Source organism: Bdellovibrio reynosensis, from assembly GCF_022814725.1.
Lineage (GTDB): Bacteria > Bdellovibrionota > Bdellovibrionia > Bdellovibrionales > Bdellovibrionaceae > Bdellovibrio > Bdellovibrio reynosensis.
The window spans coordinates 1,668,730-1,684,277 of record NZ_CP093442.1; the positions used below are offsets into that span (position 1 = coordinate 1,668,730).

Consider the following 15,548-nt stretch of genomic DNA (forward strand, 5'->3'; position numbering starts at 1 on the left):
GCACTTCATTATATTTGATGGTACTTCGAGTACTTTCATAAAAGTAACAATAAAAACGACCAATTAAGAAGGGTAAAGTTATGTCCAAAAAGTGGAATATTGATACGGTCAGAAATATCGGTATCTCGGCTCACATCGACTCGGGAAAAACCACATTGTCTGAGCGTATTTTGTTCTATGGAGGTAAGATCCACGCTATCCACGAAGTTCGTGGTAAAGATGGCGTCGGCGCTACAATGGACTCCATGGATCTAGAGAGAGAAAAAGGTATCACCATCCAGTCTGCTGCAACTCAGGTTCAGTGGAAAGATTATACAATCAACTTAATCGATACACCGGGGCACGTGGACTTCACAGTTGAAGTTGAACGTTCTCTTCGCGTTCTTGACGGTGCGATTCTAGTTCTTTGCGGTGTTGCTGGTGTTCAATCTCAGTCCATCACTGTTGACCGTCAGATGAAACGTTACAGCGTTCCACGTTTGGCATTCGTTAACAAATTGGACCGTCAAGGTGCCAACCCTTTCCGCGTTAAAGATGCTTTGATCGAAAAACTTCGTTTGAATGCAGTTATGGTTCAGATCCCAATCGGTTTGGAAGACCAACACCGTGGTATCGTTGACCTAGTGCAAATGAAAGCTTTCATCAATGAAGGTCAAGACGGCGAAAAAATCACTGAAATCGAAATCCCAGCTGACCTAGTTGATCAAGCTAAAGAATACCGCAACATCATGATCGGTGCTCTTGCTGACATCGACGATGGTATCGGCGAAAAATTCTTGATGGAAGAAGAACCAACTCAGGACGAAATCAAAGCTGCGATCCGTAAAGGTGTTATCAGCTTGAAACTAGTTCCTGTATTCTGCGGATCTGCTTTCAAAAATAAAAACGTTCAGCATTTGCTTGATGGCGTTACTTACTACTTGCCAACTCCTGCTGAGAAAAAAGAACAAGCTCTTGACCTTAACAAAGGCGAAGAGAAATTTGATCTTTACCCAGACAATACAAAACCACTTGTGGCTTTGGCGTTCAAACTTCAGGAAACTCCATTTGGTCAATTGACTTACATGCGCGTTTACCAAGGTACGCTGAAAAAAGGTGATTTCATCATCAATCAGTCGAACAAGAAGCAAGTTAAGATTCCTCGCTTAGTTCGTATGCACTCTGATAAAATGGAAGATATCGATGCATCATACGCTGGTGACATCGTAGCATTGTTCGGTATCGACTGTGCTTCTGGTGACACGTTCTGTGACGAGCGCGTGAATGCGTCTATGCAATCTATGCACGTTCCAGATGCGGTTATCAGCTTGGCAGTTGCTCCTAAAGATAAAACTGCAGCGAACAACTTCTCTAAAGCTCTTCAAAAATTCCGTAAGGAAGACCCTACTTTCCGCGTACACCGTGACGAGGAATCAAATGAGACTATCATCTCTGGTATGGGTGAGCTTCACTTAGAGATCTACGTTGAACGTATGAAGCGTGAATTCAACTGTGAAGTTATCGTTGGTCAACCTCAGGTTGCTTACCGTGAGACGATTTCTCAAGCAGCTGATTACGATTACACTCATAAAAAACAAACGGGTGGTTCGGGTCAATACGCGAAGATCGTTGGTAAAATCCAACCTCTTCCTCCACAAGAAGACGGTTCTGTTTTCAAATTCGAAAACAAAGTTGTCGGTGGTCGTATCCCTAAAGAATTTATCCCAGCTGTTGAAGAAGGTTTCAAAGAGCAAACTGTTAAAGGTCCATTGATTGGTTTCCCAATCGTTGGCGTTGAAGTTGTTCTTGAAGACGGTGCTTACCATGACGTCGACTCTTCATACATGGCGTTCAAAATCGCTGGTATGGCGGCTCTTCGTGAAGTGTATGCTGCTGCGAAACCAACAGTTCTTGAGCCAATCATGAAGCTTGAGACGACTGTTCCAGATGAATACCAAGGTGCAGCGGTTGGCCAAATCAACCAACGCCGTGGTACTATCGTTGGTACAACTGCTTTCGAAGGTAACGTTGTTATCGAAGCGGAAGTTCCATTGACAGAGATGTTCGGTTATTCAACTGATCTTCGTTCTGGTACTAAAGGAAAAGGCGAATTCTCTATGGAATTCGCGAAGTACGCTCCAGTACCTCGCAACATCCAAGAAGAACTTGCTAAGAAATACCAAGCTAAGCGTGCAGCTGAGCAGAAGTAATTTCTCTTTAAGATCTAATCTTAAAAGCCCGGTGGAAACACTGGGCTTTTTTTTGCCTTTCTTCGGTCGGAGATAGGATCAACAAAGCTCTCGGTGGGGATTTGCTTAGCTATGGGCTTTGGTATCTCTCACTACGCTGGCGCGCCATCCGGGCTCAGTCACCGCCGCAGCTTTGCTGCGGTTGTTGAGGGCTCCTGCCCTCAACCCCTTCGGGGCTTACGCGCAAAAATAGCATCCTGCTATTTTTGGCGCGCCGTCGTGGCGCCGGTGAAGGCCGGCTTCGTGGGAGACACCAAAGCCCATAGCTAAGCAAATCCCACGGTAGTTTTGTTTTACTTCGTTCGTAGAATGGAAAAAGAAAAAGCCCAATCCTTGGGCTTTTTGGCTTAGATTCAATTTTCTAATTTCCAATCTATCGGCAGTCTTCTAGTGATCTTTCTGGAAGTTCGATTTGTCTTTCGTGTATGAATTCGAATCCTCTGACGTTTGCCGAAATGTTTTCACGTAAGCTCATGAAGCATTTTTTTGAGAACGTGTCAGGCCAAACAAGCCGTGTTACTTCGATTGTAAATGGCGCAGTTAGAACTTCTGGGTTTCCTTGGACTACGTCTTCTACTTTGAATGTTTGGAAGGTTGCTACACAGGGTGCTGATTCGCCTTCGTTTCGGTGATTCATAAGGGTATGATCGGCTAATTGCGGAATAAGGATTTTAACAAATTTTGTGGTGCCGTAGCCTGCGTTGCTTAAGCGGATACCAGCAGTTGATAGATCAACAGGTAGTTCTACAACTTTTTTAGAGATTACTTCCTCACGTAGTTCTGCTGTTGCGGTCATTGCACATAATGTTAGGCCTAGAGCCAGGATCCAATTTAGTTTTTTCATTTTTACCCTCCTTAAAGGTGATAAGGAGCTTTTAGCAATTTCCTATTATTATTAAAATTGATGAATATTGATATTTATGATTATTTTTATCTATGGATATAGATGTACTGAAATACTTTAAGACTACGGCCCGCTTAGGCAATATGAGCCGAGCTGCCCAGGAACTTCACATCAGTCAACCTACCCTGACTGTTGCCATTCGTAAGCTTGAAGATCAGTTGGGTGTGAGGCTTTTTGAACGTTCTAAGAAAGGTGTCAGTCTTACTTCTGCTGGAGAGCAGATTTACAAGTACTCTGATAACCTCATCAAACTTTATGAAGAAATGTTTCGTAACGCCGGTTCTCTTGAAGATAAAGTCAAAGGCACCCTTCGCCTGGGACTTCATCCTTCTGTGGCTTGTTACACGCTTCCTGCGTTTTTATCGCAAACCCTTAAACAACACCGCGACTTGAACGTGGAACTTCACCATGATTTATCACGAAATGTTCTGCAGGATATTTTAGATAACACTCTTGATCTTGGTCTTGTGATCAATCCTGAACGTCATGGCGATCTTATCATCAAGGAACTTTGCCAGGATGAAGTCACTGTTTGGAAAAAGAAAGGATCCCTCAGCGACACTCTTATTTACGATCCTAGTCTTTTCCAGACTCAGGTAATTTTGGAACGACTTCAGAAAAAAGGACTGCAATATACACGTAAGATTTCTTCAACGAATTTAGAAGTGATCGCGACACTGTTACAGTCTGGTGCAGGTCATGCGATTTTACCAAAAAGGGTGGCATTGAATTCAGGAAGTTCTATTGAACCCGCGCACAGTCAAATCAGTGTCTATAGGGACTCGTTGTGCTTGGTCTATCGGCCGTCCTTGAAAAGAACGGCCACTGGAAAGGCCCTAGTACAGGCCATCTTGAACGCTAAAATTTAATTACAACGGATAGCTATTGCAGAAATAGTTGCTGTCTGAAGAAACGATTGAATTTGTCGCTTTTTCAATCACAACCACTGTCACTGTGGTGCAGCTTTCGTTAGCACTGATGTCTTCCTGAACAGTTGTCGTGTAAACAACCACATCACCGCGATCTTCTGTTTTTGTGTTCGTAGTGATTGGGTAAGTTTTTGAATTTCTTACGAAGAAGATTTCGCCGATCATGCCACCTTCATCGCTGCCGCCATCGTAACCACCACCGTCGAAGGAACCGCCGCCGCGATCGTTACCTTCGTAAGTACCTTGACGAGGATCGTACTCTTCACCACCACGCTCGTCTTCTTTAGGAGCTGGTTCAGATTTTTTTGAACTTTTCTTTGCTAAAACTTCAGAAGTTTCAGCAACGATTGATGCTTGGGCGCTTAAGCAGAATAATGCTGCAAGGATAACTACAAATACTTTCATGGTATTAACTCCTCATGGAAAATTGAGCCGGTGGATATACCGACATTAGCGAGTGGGGATTTACCACAAAGAAAAAGCCCCCGCCAGCTGACGGGGGCTGTCTTGCCATTTTTTCACAATCCTGATCCGATGGATTCTAGAGTAAGAACTGTGGGTCTATTTAGTCACAGGGGCTACTTCATCTAGGAAATCCATGAAATGGCGCCATGAACGGCGGTCAGCAGCTTCGTTATAGGCCACCCCTTTTGAAGGATCATTACCAGAATTTTTGTCCGTAAAAGCGTGAACCGCCCCTGAATAAGCAATAAATTGGTAATCAGCCTTCGCGTCGTTCATCTCTTTCATAAAGGCCTCTACGTCCTTCGTAGGTACGTTGGGATCAAGGGCTCCGTGAAGAACCAATATTTTGGGCCTCACAGTTTTCGTCATGGCTGGCGATGGAGTCGTTAGGCCTCCATGAAAGCTGACGGCACCAACCACTTGGAAGTTCATGCGAGCTGCCTCTAAGGCGCCGATCCCGCCGAAGCAATAGCCCATAACCACGATCATTTTAGGGTTTACCATTTTGTTTTTAGCAATTTCATCGATGGCTGCCTTTACGCGCAGACGGTATTTAGGAACGTCATTCTTATATTGGCTCGACACAGTTTTTGCGTCTTCCATAGCAGTCAGACGAACACCCTTGCCGTAAATATCAGCGGCAAAAACCACATACCCTTTTTCAGCTAATTGTTGCGCGCGCATTTTTTCGTAATCAGAAAGACCCTTCCATTGATGAACAATGACCACTGCAGGACGAGGCCCCTTCATCGAATCGTCGTAGGCGAGATGACCTTCAAGCTCGGTCTTTCCTTCTTTATAACTGATCACTTCGGTTTTAATTGCGGCCAAACAGATGCTTACTTCAAGCAGAAACATCAACGCTAAACTCAAGACTTTCATCGTGCCTCCCTTTGTCTACAATTTAAGCTTAGGAACAGACGTCCCCTCGGTCAAAAGGGCTTTTAATGCATATGGCGGGACACAACTCGACGTTGCAAGTTGCGTTATAGACAGGTCACTCAGATGCTATGGTACAATTAAACAACTATGGATAATTGTAGGCTTTTTGCCAATTTCTCTAACTCTATCTTATTTCAACCATGACACTGATACTTGTTCTTTTTCTTCTTACTATTGGTATTTCGTTTCTATGCTCAATGCTAGAAGCCGTTTTGCTTAGCTCTACTTCCGCATACATCGGAGTTCTAGTTAAAGAAAACCGCCGAAGCGCGAAACTTCTAGAGCATCTTAAAGAAAACCTGGACCGTCCGATTTCAGCGATCCTCACATTGAATACGGTTTCACACACGATGGGTTCTGCTGCTATCGCTTACCAAATTCAAGTTCAGTATGGCGAAGAGGCTGTGACTATTGCTTCGTTCGTATTAACGTTTCTAATCCTGATTTTGTCCGAGATCATTCCTAAATCCATCGGTGCTGCCCACTGGAAGGCCTTAGTGCCCTTTGCTGCTTACACCATCCAACTAATGATTATCTTGCTTTACCCGCTTGTGATTATGTCAGAGTGGTTAGGCAAGCTTTTCCAAAAAACATCGGAAGACCCTGAAGTCACCCGCGAAGAAATTCTGATGACTGCGGAAATGGGTGTCGAAGAAGGAACCTTAAAAGGTAAAGAATCTAACATCATTAAAAACCTTCTAATGTTAGATAAGATCTATGTTTCAGATATCATGACCCCGCGATCAGTGTTCTTTGCATTAGATAAAGAACTGACGGTGGAAGAGGTTTTTGCGAAATACAAACCTTTGCGTTTTTCGCGAATTCCAGTTTATTCACACAACTTAGATAACATCATCGGCATGACCTATCGTTATAAGATCCATGAAGCGTTATCCAACGACCAACATGATAAAAAAGTGGGCGACATGGTTTCGCCTATTTCAAGTATTCCCGAGCGCATGACCGTTTCCCAGGTTCTAGATTTCTTTATCAAAGAAAAAGAACATATTGCCTTAGCGGTGGATGAATACGGTGTAGTAGCAGGTCTGGTAAGTTTGGAAGATGCGGTTGAAACGCTATTGGGCGTTGAGATCGTAGACGAACTAGATAACGTCGAAGACATGCGTAAGTTTGCTTTAGAACAATGGCAATTGCGCAAACAAAAACTTCGCCGGAGCTAATCCGTGGTTTTGCTCTATATCCCCTGCCCAGATAAAAAAGTCGCACAAAACATAGCGAAAACTCTATTAGAGGAAAAGTTAATTGGTTGTGCGAATATTATTCCAGGAATGGAATCGATGTACTGGTGGGATGGAAAAATCGAAACAAGCTCTGAGTATATACTTATCCTAAAAACTTTGGCCACCCCTGACGCACAGGAAATTCTTAGAAAAAGAGTGCTAGAGCTGCATCCCTACGAGGTTCCCTGCGTGATGACTCTAGACGTCTTAGGAATCAACGAATCATATAAGAGATGGCTTGAATCCAGTATGAAGTAACCCCTAAGATGGGCAAACCACATGCCCCAGGGGATTCCCATGACAAAGCAAGAACTAGCTAAGAAAATTTATGATATCGCCCACCTGACTGGTGAGTTTAAATTGCGTTCGGGCCAAGTATCTAACGAGTACTTTGATAAGTACCGCTTCGAAGCCCAGCCTTTGTTGTTAAAAGAAATCGCCAAACAAATGGCTCCATTAATTCCCCCAGGAACAGAAGTGTTAGCAGGTTTAGAAATGGGCGGCATTCCCATCGCGACGGCTTTGTCGCTTGAAACTGGATTGCCATGCGTATTTGTTCGCAAAGAAGCAAAAGAGTACGGCACATGTAAATTTGCTGAAGGTTTAGAGATTAAAGGCAAAAAAGTGTGCGTGATTGAAGACGTAGTTACGACCGGTGGACAGGTGGTTTTATCCACTGCAGACCTAAGATCCATCGGCGCAGAAATTTCCCACGTATTGTGCGTTATTCACCGAGGTCCGCAGTTCCCAGAACCGAAGTTAGAAGAAATTAAAGTTCACCTAATTCCGCTGTTTAAAAAATCTGATTTCCAATAATAAAAAAGCCCTCGAAAGAGGGCTTTTGATTTAGTACTTGCTGCATCTTTCTTCGATGACGTCTTTGATTTCGATCAAACGCTCAGTTGGATTTTTCACATCCCACTGCCACTTGAAATCACGGCAATCCTGCCACCAAGGAAATAACATTTTACCCACAACCTCGATTGAATTTTCAGAATTCAATTGAGAATAAATAGTTTGTTCAATGTGCTTATAAGCTTTTGCATGAAGCAGGTTACGCTGAGATAAATCAATTGCGAGCTCTAAAGTCGTCACAAAACCAATCTGTCCAGGCATCGTCGGATATTGGGATTCTAGCTTACTTGAATATGCTTCACGAATATATGTAATAGAGGGAACTTGCGGAAACTCTTTAACCATCTGATCATAAACAACAGCATCGTACTGCCCGTTATCACCAAAATAAATCACAAGCTCAGGCTTCTTTTCTGCAAGCAACTGACGAATAACTTTATTCTTCAAGTCTTTATCCTGACGAACCCCAGGATTCATATGCAAACCAGTGATCGGAAAACCATTCTTATCTAAAAAATCCTGGTGACGACCACCCATCAAAAGCTTCGGCGCAAGACTGACATAATGAAACTCAATATCTTGGTGAGATAAATCCAAAATACGATAAAGATCCGGCATACCAGCAAAGTGACTGTCTGAATCCACCGCCGAACTAACCGCTCCTTTTTTACTAAGAATATGAGACACCTTAACAGTGTCATCAATATCACTAATAACCAAAATCTTAGCCGCAGCCACTTGGGCCATGAACGATAAACCCAGCACTAATGAAGCCACCTTGAACATGCAAACCTCCAAAAAAGAGCGACAAACAAATAAACACCATTGCCCAAAAAGGCCCAAAAGCACCACGCCCGAAGGGCAAAGCACTCCTAAAAACCACTTAAACAATGTCTGATTCATCTTAATGAATCGCAAATTTTAACGAAGCAATCCCAAGGCCAAAACCAAAGATGTAACTTCTCCGTCAACAGGAAGACTGTGATTTGGTCCTTAGGTTTGATGAAATATTCTGGTTACACAAGGATGGGAAAGGCTTTGGCTTAGGCCCTTAGCTTGAGGCCTAGCCCGAAAGGCGCCTTTGTCGGCGCCACGATGGCGCGAACCGCGCCAAAGGCGCGGCGACAACCGAGCCCGGATGGCGTGCGCCTGTAGAGGATAGGCACCAAGCTAAGGGCCTAAGCCAAAGCCTTTCCCATCCCCGCGTTCGAAGCAGAAACTACTTCTCAGCAACTACGTAAGCGATCCAAGATTCACAAGCCTCACCGTGGTCTACACGAGTGAAGTTGCCGTCTCCTGATCCGTCTTTGGCTGTGCCTTCCCAATAGACATGGGTCTTTTTGAATCCCACCTCTTCCATGATGTCGCGAATTTCTGGAATCGTCCAAAGTCTCCAGTCATAAGTGAAAACCTGTTCGATCTTTTTTCCGCCGACTTTGAAGTGGATATGGAAAAGAGCTTCATTCGTCACCGGGTCAAAGTTCGTTTGATCCCAGTAGTAAGTGAAGCCTTCGTGCTTAATAGTGTCTTCAATAGCATCATAACACTGACTGCCGCCGAAAATATCCACTAAGAAGATTCCGTCTTTGTTCAAAGTTTTATGAACATTGGCGAAATATTTCTTAAGCATGTCTCTTTGCTTAAAGCAGAAATAAGAAAAGTTCATCGCAGCAACGATGTCTGCCTTAGGCAGATTCGGATCAAGAACGTTGCCTTCAATCAGCTTCATACGACGCTGTTGTTCGGCTCTCATCTTACTTAGATAGTTTTGGCGACCATAAGCCATGGGTTCTGGATCAAGATCGATACCAATCGCCTCGTGGCGCGGATTAAGTTTAATCCATTCAGTTGAAAGAGCGAAAGTCCCGCAGAAATCTTCACGATATGTACGGGCATTTCGGCCTTTAAGTTCCTTGAAGGTGTCTCTGATAAAAACGACATCGTTCGGCGCAGATTGCACAGCTTTAGTATAAAGCTCGTACTTATCAAAGTGAACCTTGGTGGTTTTTCTTTGAATTCGACGGCGAACTTTTTTTCTATGAGCGACAGCTTCTTTAGTCATTACGGCACTTCCGCTACTACTTCGCGAATTGCGAGTTCAATGTCATGCAACTGAGGAACAGAGTTCTTTTCAAGGTTCGGATGAAGACCGATACCTGGAAGATTTTTACCAGCAAGCACGCGTGGACGCGCCATCAATTGATAGAACATCTCTTGTGTCGCACGGTAAGCCAAATGTTCACCAAAGTTAGTCACTTCAGTGTCTTCGTTCACAAAAAGAACGCGACCTGTTTTTTCAATAGATGATTTAATCATCTGCCAGTCGTAAGGATAAATCGAACGAAGATCGATGACCTCTACAGAGATACCTTCTTCACGCAATTTATCTGCAGCTTCATCACAAAGATGAACCATGCGGCTGTAAGTAACCACAGTGATGTGTTCACCTTCGCGAGTGATCTTACCTTTACCGATCGGTACGATGTATTCTTGAAGATCTGGCCAACGAGGCTTCCAACCTTCAGCATTTTGCACTGGTTTATCGATCATCGCTTTCAGTTCTTTTTCATCCGCAGGCTCCCCTGGGATTAACTCGTCACCTTTATGGCGCATTAAAGCTTTTGATTTAAGATAAAGAACCGGATTTGGATCTTGGATTGCAGCTAACATCAAACCGTAAGCGTCGACTGGGTTTGAAGGCATAACGATCTTCCAACCTGGAAGACGAGAAGCCCAAGCATCAAACGAATGGGAATGGTAAACAGATCCGAAGATCCCCGCACCAACCGGAGTCATCACAACCATCGGCAGATTCATTTGACCGTTCGTGCACCACAAAGTGTTACCAGCAATTTTAAGAAGGTCGATGGTATTAAAAATATAGTCAGCGAACTGAATCTCGGCTACGCACTTATCACCACCCATGGCGATACCCATCGCCATGCCGATAATACCACGCTCATCTAGCGGAGAGTTCCAAGCCGTCTTAAGACCTTGAGTCGCCGTGAACACGCCACCTAGTGGAGCACCCACGTCCTGACCAAAGATGTCTTTAACACCCATATTCGTTTCGCCATAGTGAAGGGCCATTCTGATGGCCTGAGCAATACTTGCCATTAGAAATTCCTCCAATCAGCATTTTCATTATTCACAAACACATGATCCCAAACTGATTCTGAAGTCGGCACTGGCTCTGTACGAGCTTGTTCTTGCGCGATCACGCCTTCAGATTCATAAATTTCCCAGATTTTTTTCACTGCTTTTTCAGACAAGATACCAGCATCAAGCAAACGTTGTTCAAACGCCATCACTGGATCAACCATGTGAGTTTTTTTATTTGCACCGTCCGCTGAAGAGTGGCCATACAAACGAGTCGTATGAGCCTCGATGAAAGAAGGCTTACCCGTTTTACGGATGTATTCCATTTCTTCTTTCACAGCCAAGTAAGTCTCAACAGGATCGTTTCCATTGATCACGCGTGAACGAATGTTGAATGCGCGAGCACGGTCTGCGATATGAGTTTCCCCATGCTGACCTTCAAACGGAGTTGAAATACCCATTTTATTATTTTGCACAGTGATTAGAACCGGAAGCTCTTGGCCTTTACGAGAAGCCAAAATCAATGCTGAAGCGAAATCGCCCTCCGCCGTACCAGCATCACCGCCCGTTACGATAGAGATCGCTTTACCACCTGCACGCTTCTGCGCATGAGCCGTACCGCAAGCCAAAGGATACTGAACTTCGATAGGAGAAGTCACAGGAGCCACGTTCCACTTAGGGAAGCAATAGTGATTGGCAAAGTTACGGCCACCCGTAGAAGGATCAGTTGAACGATTCATGATCAAACGGATTGAATCAATCATAGTCATACCCATGGCAATCAAAGTTGGAGTACAACGATAGTGCAAGTGCCACCAGTCATGCTCTAAACCTTGACCTTTACGCCCAAGCATTCCCAATGGAACGCCCCAAGCTTCCTCACCAGGTCCACCAATCCAGAAGTAAGCCTCACCCGCTTTATAGATTTTGATCAGACGCTCTTCCAACACACGCGACTTAACCATCAAGTCATGCATGCGAAGCAAAATATCTTCCGACAGTCCGCCGAAATCATCTTTCTTAGTAACAGCCTTTTTTGCAGCCTTAACAACAGCAGAAGCTTTTTTAGCCGAAGCCTTAGAAACCGACTTAGCAGTCCCCTTGGCAGCGCCTTTTGCCGCTGTCTTCCCAGTAGTCTTTTTAGACATCATTTTCTCCATAAGAACAGGTGCTGATAACGGGCTCCATCTAAGCGAAAAGAGAAGGGATTGTCACGGCCAAATCCCCCAAAGCCCCTGATTGAAAAAAACTTTATGAACATCTACGTTCCACCCAACAACACGCCGCACAATCAATACCAGCCTTCCCTACAAAAACCTAGTAAGTCAGCACCCGCTCCCGGCAGGGGCGCCAGCGACCAAAAGCTAAAAAATGCCTCTCCGACAACCACTGATTCATTCAGAATATTGCTAACTTTTTTTGAATCTTCTTCTGCCCGAGAGAGTTCAACAATGCTCCCAAACGGAAAACGCCGAAGAACCTTTTCTTCGCCATATATGATATTTAGAGATTTAAAAATGATTGTTATTTGCTTAGCACGGAGGGCTTTGGGGCTTAAAGGCTTCTGTGGTCTGATACGGAAAGAGTCTTTGCCGGCGCAAGGATGCGCGAACCGCAGCTTTGCTGCGGCGGCAATGAGCCCGGAAGGCGTGCTCTTGCAGTAGCAGACCACAGAAGCCTTTAAGCCCCAAAGCCCGCTCTCCGTTCGAAGCAAAAAAAAGCCCGGTTTTTTACACCGGGCTAACAACAACTTACATGGAACAAAAGAAAGAACTACTTAGCGCTAGCTTGCTTAGGAGTTACAAGGGTTTTACCCTCTTGCAACTGAATCAGATCAAGAAGAACGCTCTCTGCTTCCTGAATATCAGGACGCTTCAAGTACTCTTCATTTTTCTTAGCCTTACTAGCAGTCTTCTTTGCTTTTTCTTTTTTATCTTTTTCGTTTTTATCTTTTAGCACTTCGCTCACGCGGATGGTTTTACCGCGGGCTTTTGCTTTATTTAACTCATCAACAATCTTTTTAAATTCATCGTTCTTAGCCACACGGTCGTTTGAACGTTCTTTGATCGATTTAATCCACTCAGGCTTAATCTCAGTCCATTTTCCCGGGCCATCTTTAACGAAAGCGTCTGGAGAAAGGAAAGCTTCGATTGTCTTCGGTGGTAAAGAGTAATCCATAGACTTCTCACCGATGTCGTCAGAGCTAAATGGGCCTGGAAGAATGATGTCAGCATCAACACCGCGGTGCTGAGTTGATTTACCACCAGGGATAAAGAACATCCCTACAGTAACTTTGATCGCGCCAAGGTTGTTTGGAATTGGCAAGACAGATTGAACGCTGCCTTTACCGTAAGTGTGATCTCCACCCACGACAACCGCACGTCTATAATCTTGCAAAGTACCAGAAACGATCTCAGAAGCTGAAGCAGAGATACGGCTTGTTAAAACAACAAGGGGCCCTGCCCAGTCAACCGCTGGATCTGTATCACGCAATGCTGATTCAGCACGACCTTCATTTTTAGAAGATTGTTTTACTACGTTTCCTGTTTGGAAGAACAGACCCGCAATTTTAACTGCGTCCTCTAACGAACCACCACCGTTGTTGGAAAGATCCAACACCAATCCATCTACTTTTTTGTCGTTTGCTTCTTTCACGATCTTTTTAAGATCCGCTGCTGAAGAACGACCACCACGGCGAGAATCCGCATAGAATGATGGGAAGTTGATGATACCGATTTTTTTCTTCTGACCATTAACGTCTTTATCAACGTAAGTGATTGAAGCTGCTTCGTCTTCTAGATTCACTTTTTCACGAGTCAAAGTAACATCGAAACGTTTTTTGCCTTCACCCGATTTACGCAAGATTGTTAAACGAACCTTCGTGCCTTTTGCACCGCGGATCTTTTTAACTACATCTTTTAAATCCATGTCGATCACGTTTTCCATCGGACCTTTTTCCTGGCCGACAGCTACGATCTTATCTTGAGGATCGATTTGCCCTGATTTCGCCGCAGCTCCACCCGGTACAAGTTGTTCAACAACTGTGAAACCGTCTTGGGATGAAAGAGTCGCGCCAATACCTTCCAAAGACAAACGCATTTGGATTTCAAAGTCTTCAAGCACATCGCGAGAAAAGAAACTTGAATGAGGATCAAGGGCTCTAGCAAAAGAATCTAGGTAACCAGAAAACAAATCATCTTGAGTCGTCTCTTGGGTTCTTTTCGCAGCACGCTCATAGTTCTTCGCAACATTTTTCTTAGCTTCTTCAAGCTTCATGTCTGTTGCTAGGTAGTTTCCGATTTGGAATTGAATATATTTTTTCAAATATTCATTGGCTTCGTTAGCGTCTTTCGGCCATGCCTTTTTTTCTGGATCGAAAGCGAATTCAGTTTTTTCATCAAACTTAAATTCTTTGCCAAGATATTTCTTAGCGAAGTTCGCACGATCTTGAACTCTTTCAAGCACGATTTTCTGAGTAGTTTCCAAGAAAGAACAATCTCTGTTCTTAGTTTTCTCAAAAACATTTCCCGCGTTCTTTTTAATTAAATCAACATCTGCTTGAGTCAGATAAATTTTAGATGGATCTAAACGTTTTAAATATTGCTCAATCACACGGTTCTGAAGTTCAGTATCGCGATTTGTATATTTCACGTGATTAGCCAAGAAACCTTGCTCAATCACAGTCAAATAACGGCATTCCAAACCGTCTTTAAGCTGAGCTGATGCTACTGACGAAACCGCTAATGAACCAGCAATGATAAAACCTTTAACACCTTTTGAGATCGAACTCATGATGATCCTTCCATGTCGCTCTCGCAGTTCCCGAGAGCTCTAACTGATTGCAATAGGATAGCAAAGATCCAGAAAGGAGCATTCAATAATTTATAGCAGCAATAAATTAGGACTCTTGAAAGGTTCTAAGACTTTTGTCGATCTTCCTCGAAGAAAGAAAGTTGCGAGAGGTTCTCTACTCTATCTCCATGAAGTCCATTATGTTTCACTTCATGCTTAATGAAATTGCCATGCTGAGTTTCGATCATAAAGAAGGACATCTCAGGGAATCTCGTCTTAAGTCGAGTCATTTCCTCTAGGATCAATTGTATGTTCTTAGGGTCATCATCGGACATGCCAAAACGGTGGTGAGCGTTGAAGCCATAAAGCTCAATGGCTTTTTCCACACTGGCGCGGATAGCTCGTTGTTTCAATTCCGCAGTGCCCTCTTTTAACTCAGCATCACCCAAGGCAATGCGAGTTTCTTTGTGGCTTACGGGATAGATGCTTAAGTAATTAGGCTCTAATGGAAGCACCTTTTTTTGTACAAACACACGAATGCCGTCTTTTAAAGTATTCGGGTGGTGACCACGGGCTGTGATGACGGAAAGAGGTCTTTGGTTAAAGGCAGCGTGATAAAAGCACTCCCAAGAAGGACCCTTCCACTGGAAGTCAGCAAAACCCAAAGCACCCGCCACATCTTGAACGAAAATTTGTTGGCGACCCGAAAGCTTTTCCACTTCAGAAATATCGTGATCACGGAAGTTACGGAAAGTTCCCGTCACATCACAGAAATCCATTTCATAATCAGCGTACAAACCAGAGATACCGATGGTTTGGTGATACTGGGCAAAATCTCCGCTAGAGATTTTAACTTCGCTGCGATCTTTTTTATGAAACAGAATTAAAGGCGTGGTTAAGAAAGCGATGTTGTCATCGAAATCAAAGAAATAGAAACTGCGCCCGCCGCGATCGAAGTTACGATCTTTTTCCGGTGCGCGGTTGATTCCCAATTCCAATTGTCCCTTCAGGGGACTATCGCTCATAAAATACTCCACAGAAATTGATGGAGCAAATTTAGCAAAGAATCCCCCTCGCGAAAAGGGGGATGAAC

General features: G+C 44.0%; 14 protein-coding genes. 5 read left to right on the forward strand and 9 right to left on the reverse strand.

The annotated features are described in order from the left end of the window. The first annotated feature begins 80 nt into the window (after nt 1–80). Nucleotides 81–2,189 carry an elongation factor G gene (gene fusA / locus MNR06_RS07740; protein WP_243540662.1) on the forward strand — a complete coding sequence of 703 codons (2,109 nt, stop codon included), beginning with the start codon at nt 81–83 and terminating at the stop codon, nt 2,187–2,189. A gap of 412 nt (nt 2,190–2,601) precedes the next feature. Here fusA and MNR06_RS07745 read toward each other — a convergent pair whose 3' ends face one another. After that, on the reverse strand, nt 2,602–3,072 hold the full coding sequence (locus MNR06_RS07745) for a hypothetical protein (RefSeq protein WP_243540663.1): 471 nt from the start codon (nt 3,070–3,072) through the stop codon (nt 2,602–2,604). Between the two features lie 92 nt (nt 3,073–3,164). On the opposite strand from MNR06_RS07745, the gene MNR06_RS07750 reads away from it, so the two are divergent. After that, on the forward strand, nt 3,165–4,001 hold the full coding sequence (locus MNR06_RS07750; protein WP_243540664.1) for a LysR family transcriptional regulator: 837 nt from the start codon (nt 3,165–3,167) through the stop codon (nt 3,999–4,001). Here the strand turns inward: MNR06_RS07750 and MNR06_RS07755 are convergent, their stop codons facing one another. Further along, complete coding sequence (locus MNR06_RS07755) at nt 4,002–4,466, reverse strand: hypothetical protein (protein ID WP_243540665.1); 465 nt, start codon at nt 4,464–4,466, stop codon at nt 4,002–4,004. It abuts the gene before it with no gap. A 156-nt stretch (nt 4,467–4,622) separates the two neighbouring features. Beyond that, nucleotides 4,623–5,408 carry a dienelactone hydrolase family protein gene (locus MNR06_RS07760; RefSeq protein ID WP_243540666.1) on the reverse strand — a complete coding sequence of 262 codons (786 nt, stop codon included), beginning with the start codon at nt 5,406–5,408 and terminating at the stop codon, nt 4,623–4,625. Nucleotides 5,409–5,608: 200 nt separating this feature from the next. Between MNR06_RS07760 and MNR06_RS07765 the strand changes: the two genes are divergently transcribed. Genes MNR06_RS07765 through pyrE form a run of 3 tightly spaced genes read left to right on the forward strand, consistent with a single transcriptional unit; the run spans nt 5,609 to nt 7,525 of the window. Next, entirely contained in the window at nt 5,609–6,649 is a 1,041-nt protein-coding gene (locus MNR06_RS07765; RefSeq protein ID WP_243540667.1) for a CNNM domain-containing protein, read from the forward strand. 3 nt (nt 6,650–6,652) lie between these two features. Next, nucleotides 6,653–6,967, forward strand: a complete 315-nt coding sequence (gene cutA, locus MNR06_RS07770) for a divalent-cation tolerance protein CutA (RefSeq protein WP_243540668.1) — start codon at nt 6,653–6,655, stop codon at nt 6,965–6,967. Nucleotides 6,968–7,006: 39 nt separating this feature from the next. Further along, the gene (gene pyrE, locus MNR06_RS07775; protein ID WP_243540669.1) at nt 7,007–7,525 is read left to right on the forward strand and encodes an orotate phosphoribosyltransferase; all 519 of its coding nucleotides are present in this window, start codon (nt 7,007–7,009) and stop codon (nt 7,523–7,525) included. Between the two features lie 30 nt (nt 7,526–7,555). Here the strand turns inward: pyrE and MNR06_RS07780 are convergent, their stop codons facing one another. The 6 genes from MNR06_RS07780 to MNR06_RS07805 all read right to left on the reverse strand — a co-directional run bounded on the left by MNR06_RS07780 (nt 7,556) and on the right by MNR06_RS07805 (nt 15,480). Beyond that, nucleotides 7,556–8,350, reverse strand: coding sequence for a phosphatase domain-containing protein (locus tag MNR06_RS07780; protein WP_243540670.1), 795 nt, complete (start codon nt 8,348–8,350; stop codon nt 7,556–7,558). A gap of 433 nt (nt 8,351–8,783) precedes the next feature. Continuing rightward, a complete protein-coding gene (locus MNR06_RS07785) occupies nt 8,784–9,626 on the reverse strand; it encodes a class I SAM-dependent methyltransferase (RefSeq protein ID WP_243540671.1) in 843 nt (280 codons plus the stop codon). Further along, the gene (locus MNR06_RS07790; RefSeq protein WP_243540672.1) at nt 9,626–10,681 is read right to left on the reverse strand and encodes an alpha-ketoacid dehydrogenase subunit beta; all 1,056 of its coding nucleotides are present in this window, start codon (nt 10,679–10,681) and stop codon (nt 9,626–9,628) included. Before MNR06_RS07790 ends, MNR06_RS07785 begins: the two co-directional genes overlap by 1 nt. Next, nucleotides 10,681–11,811 carry a thiamine pyrophosphate-dependent dehydrogenase E1 component subunit alpha gene (locus tag MNR06_RS07795; protein ID WP_243540673.1) on the reverse strand — a complete coding sequence of 377 codons (1,131 nt, stop codon included), beginning with the start codon at nt 11,809–11,811 and terminating at the stop codon, nt 10,681–10,683. The genes MNR06_RS07790 and MNR06_RS07795 overlap by 1 nt, the downstream gene beginning before the upstream one ends. A gap of 625 nt (nt 11,812–12,436) precedes the next feature. Further along, a complete protein-coding gene (locus tag MNR06_RS07800; RefSeq protein WP_243540674.1) occupies nt 12,437–14,455 on the reverse strand; it encodes a S41 family peptidase in 2,019 nt (672 codons plus the stop codon). A 125-nt stretch (nt 14,456–14,580) separates the two neighbouring features. Next, the gene (locus tag MNR06_RS07805) at nt 14,581–15,480 is read right to left on the reverse strand and encodes a hypothetical protein (RefSeq protein ID WP_243540675.1); all 900 of its coding nucleotides are present in this window, start codon (nt 15,478–15,480) and stop codon (nt 14,581–14,583) included. Nucleotides 15,481–15,548 lie beyond the last annotated feature (68 nt).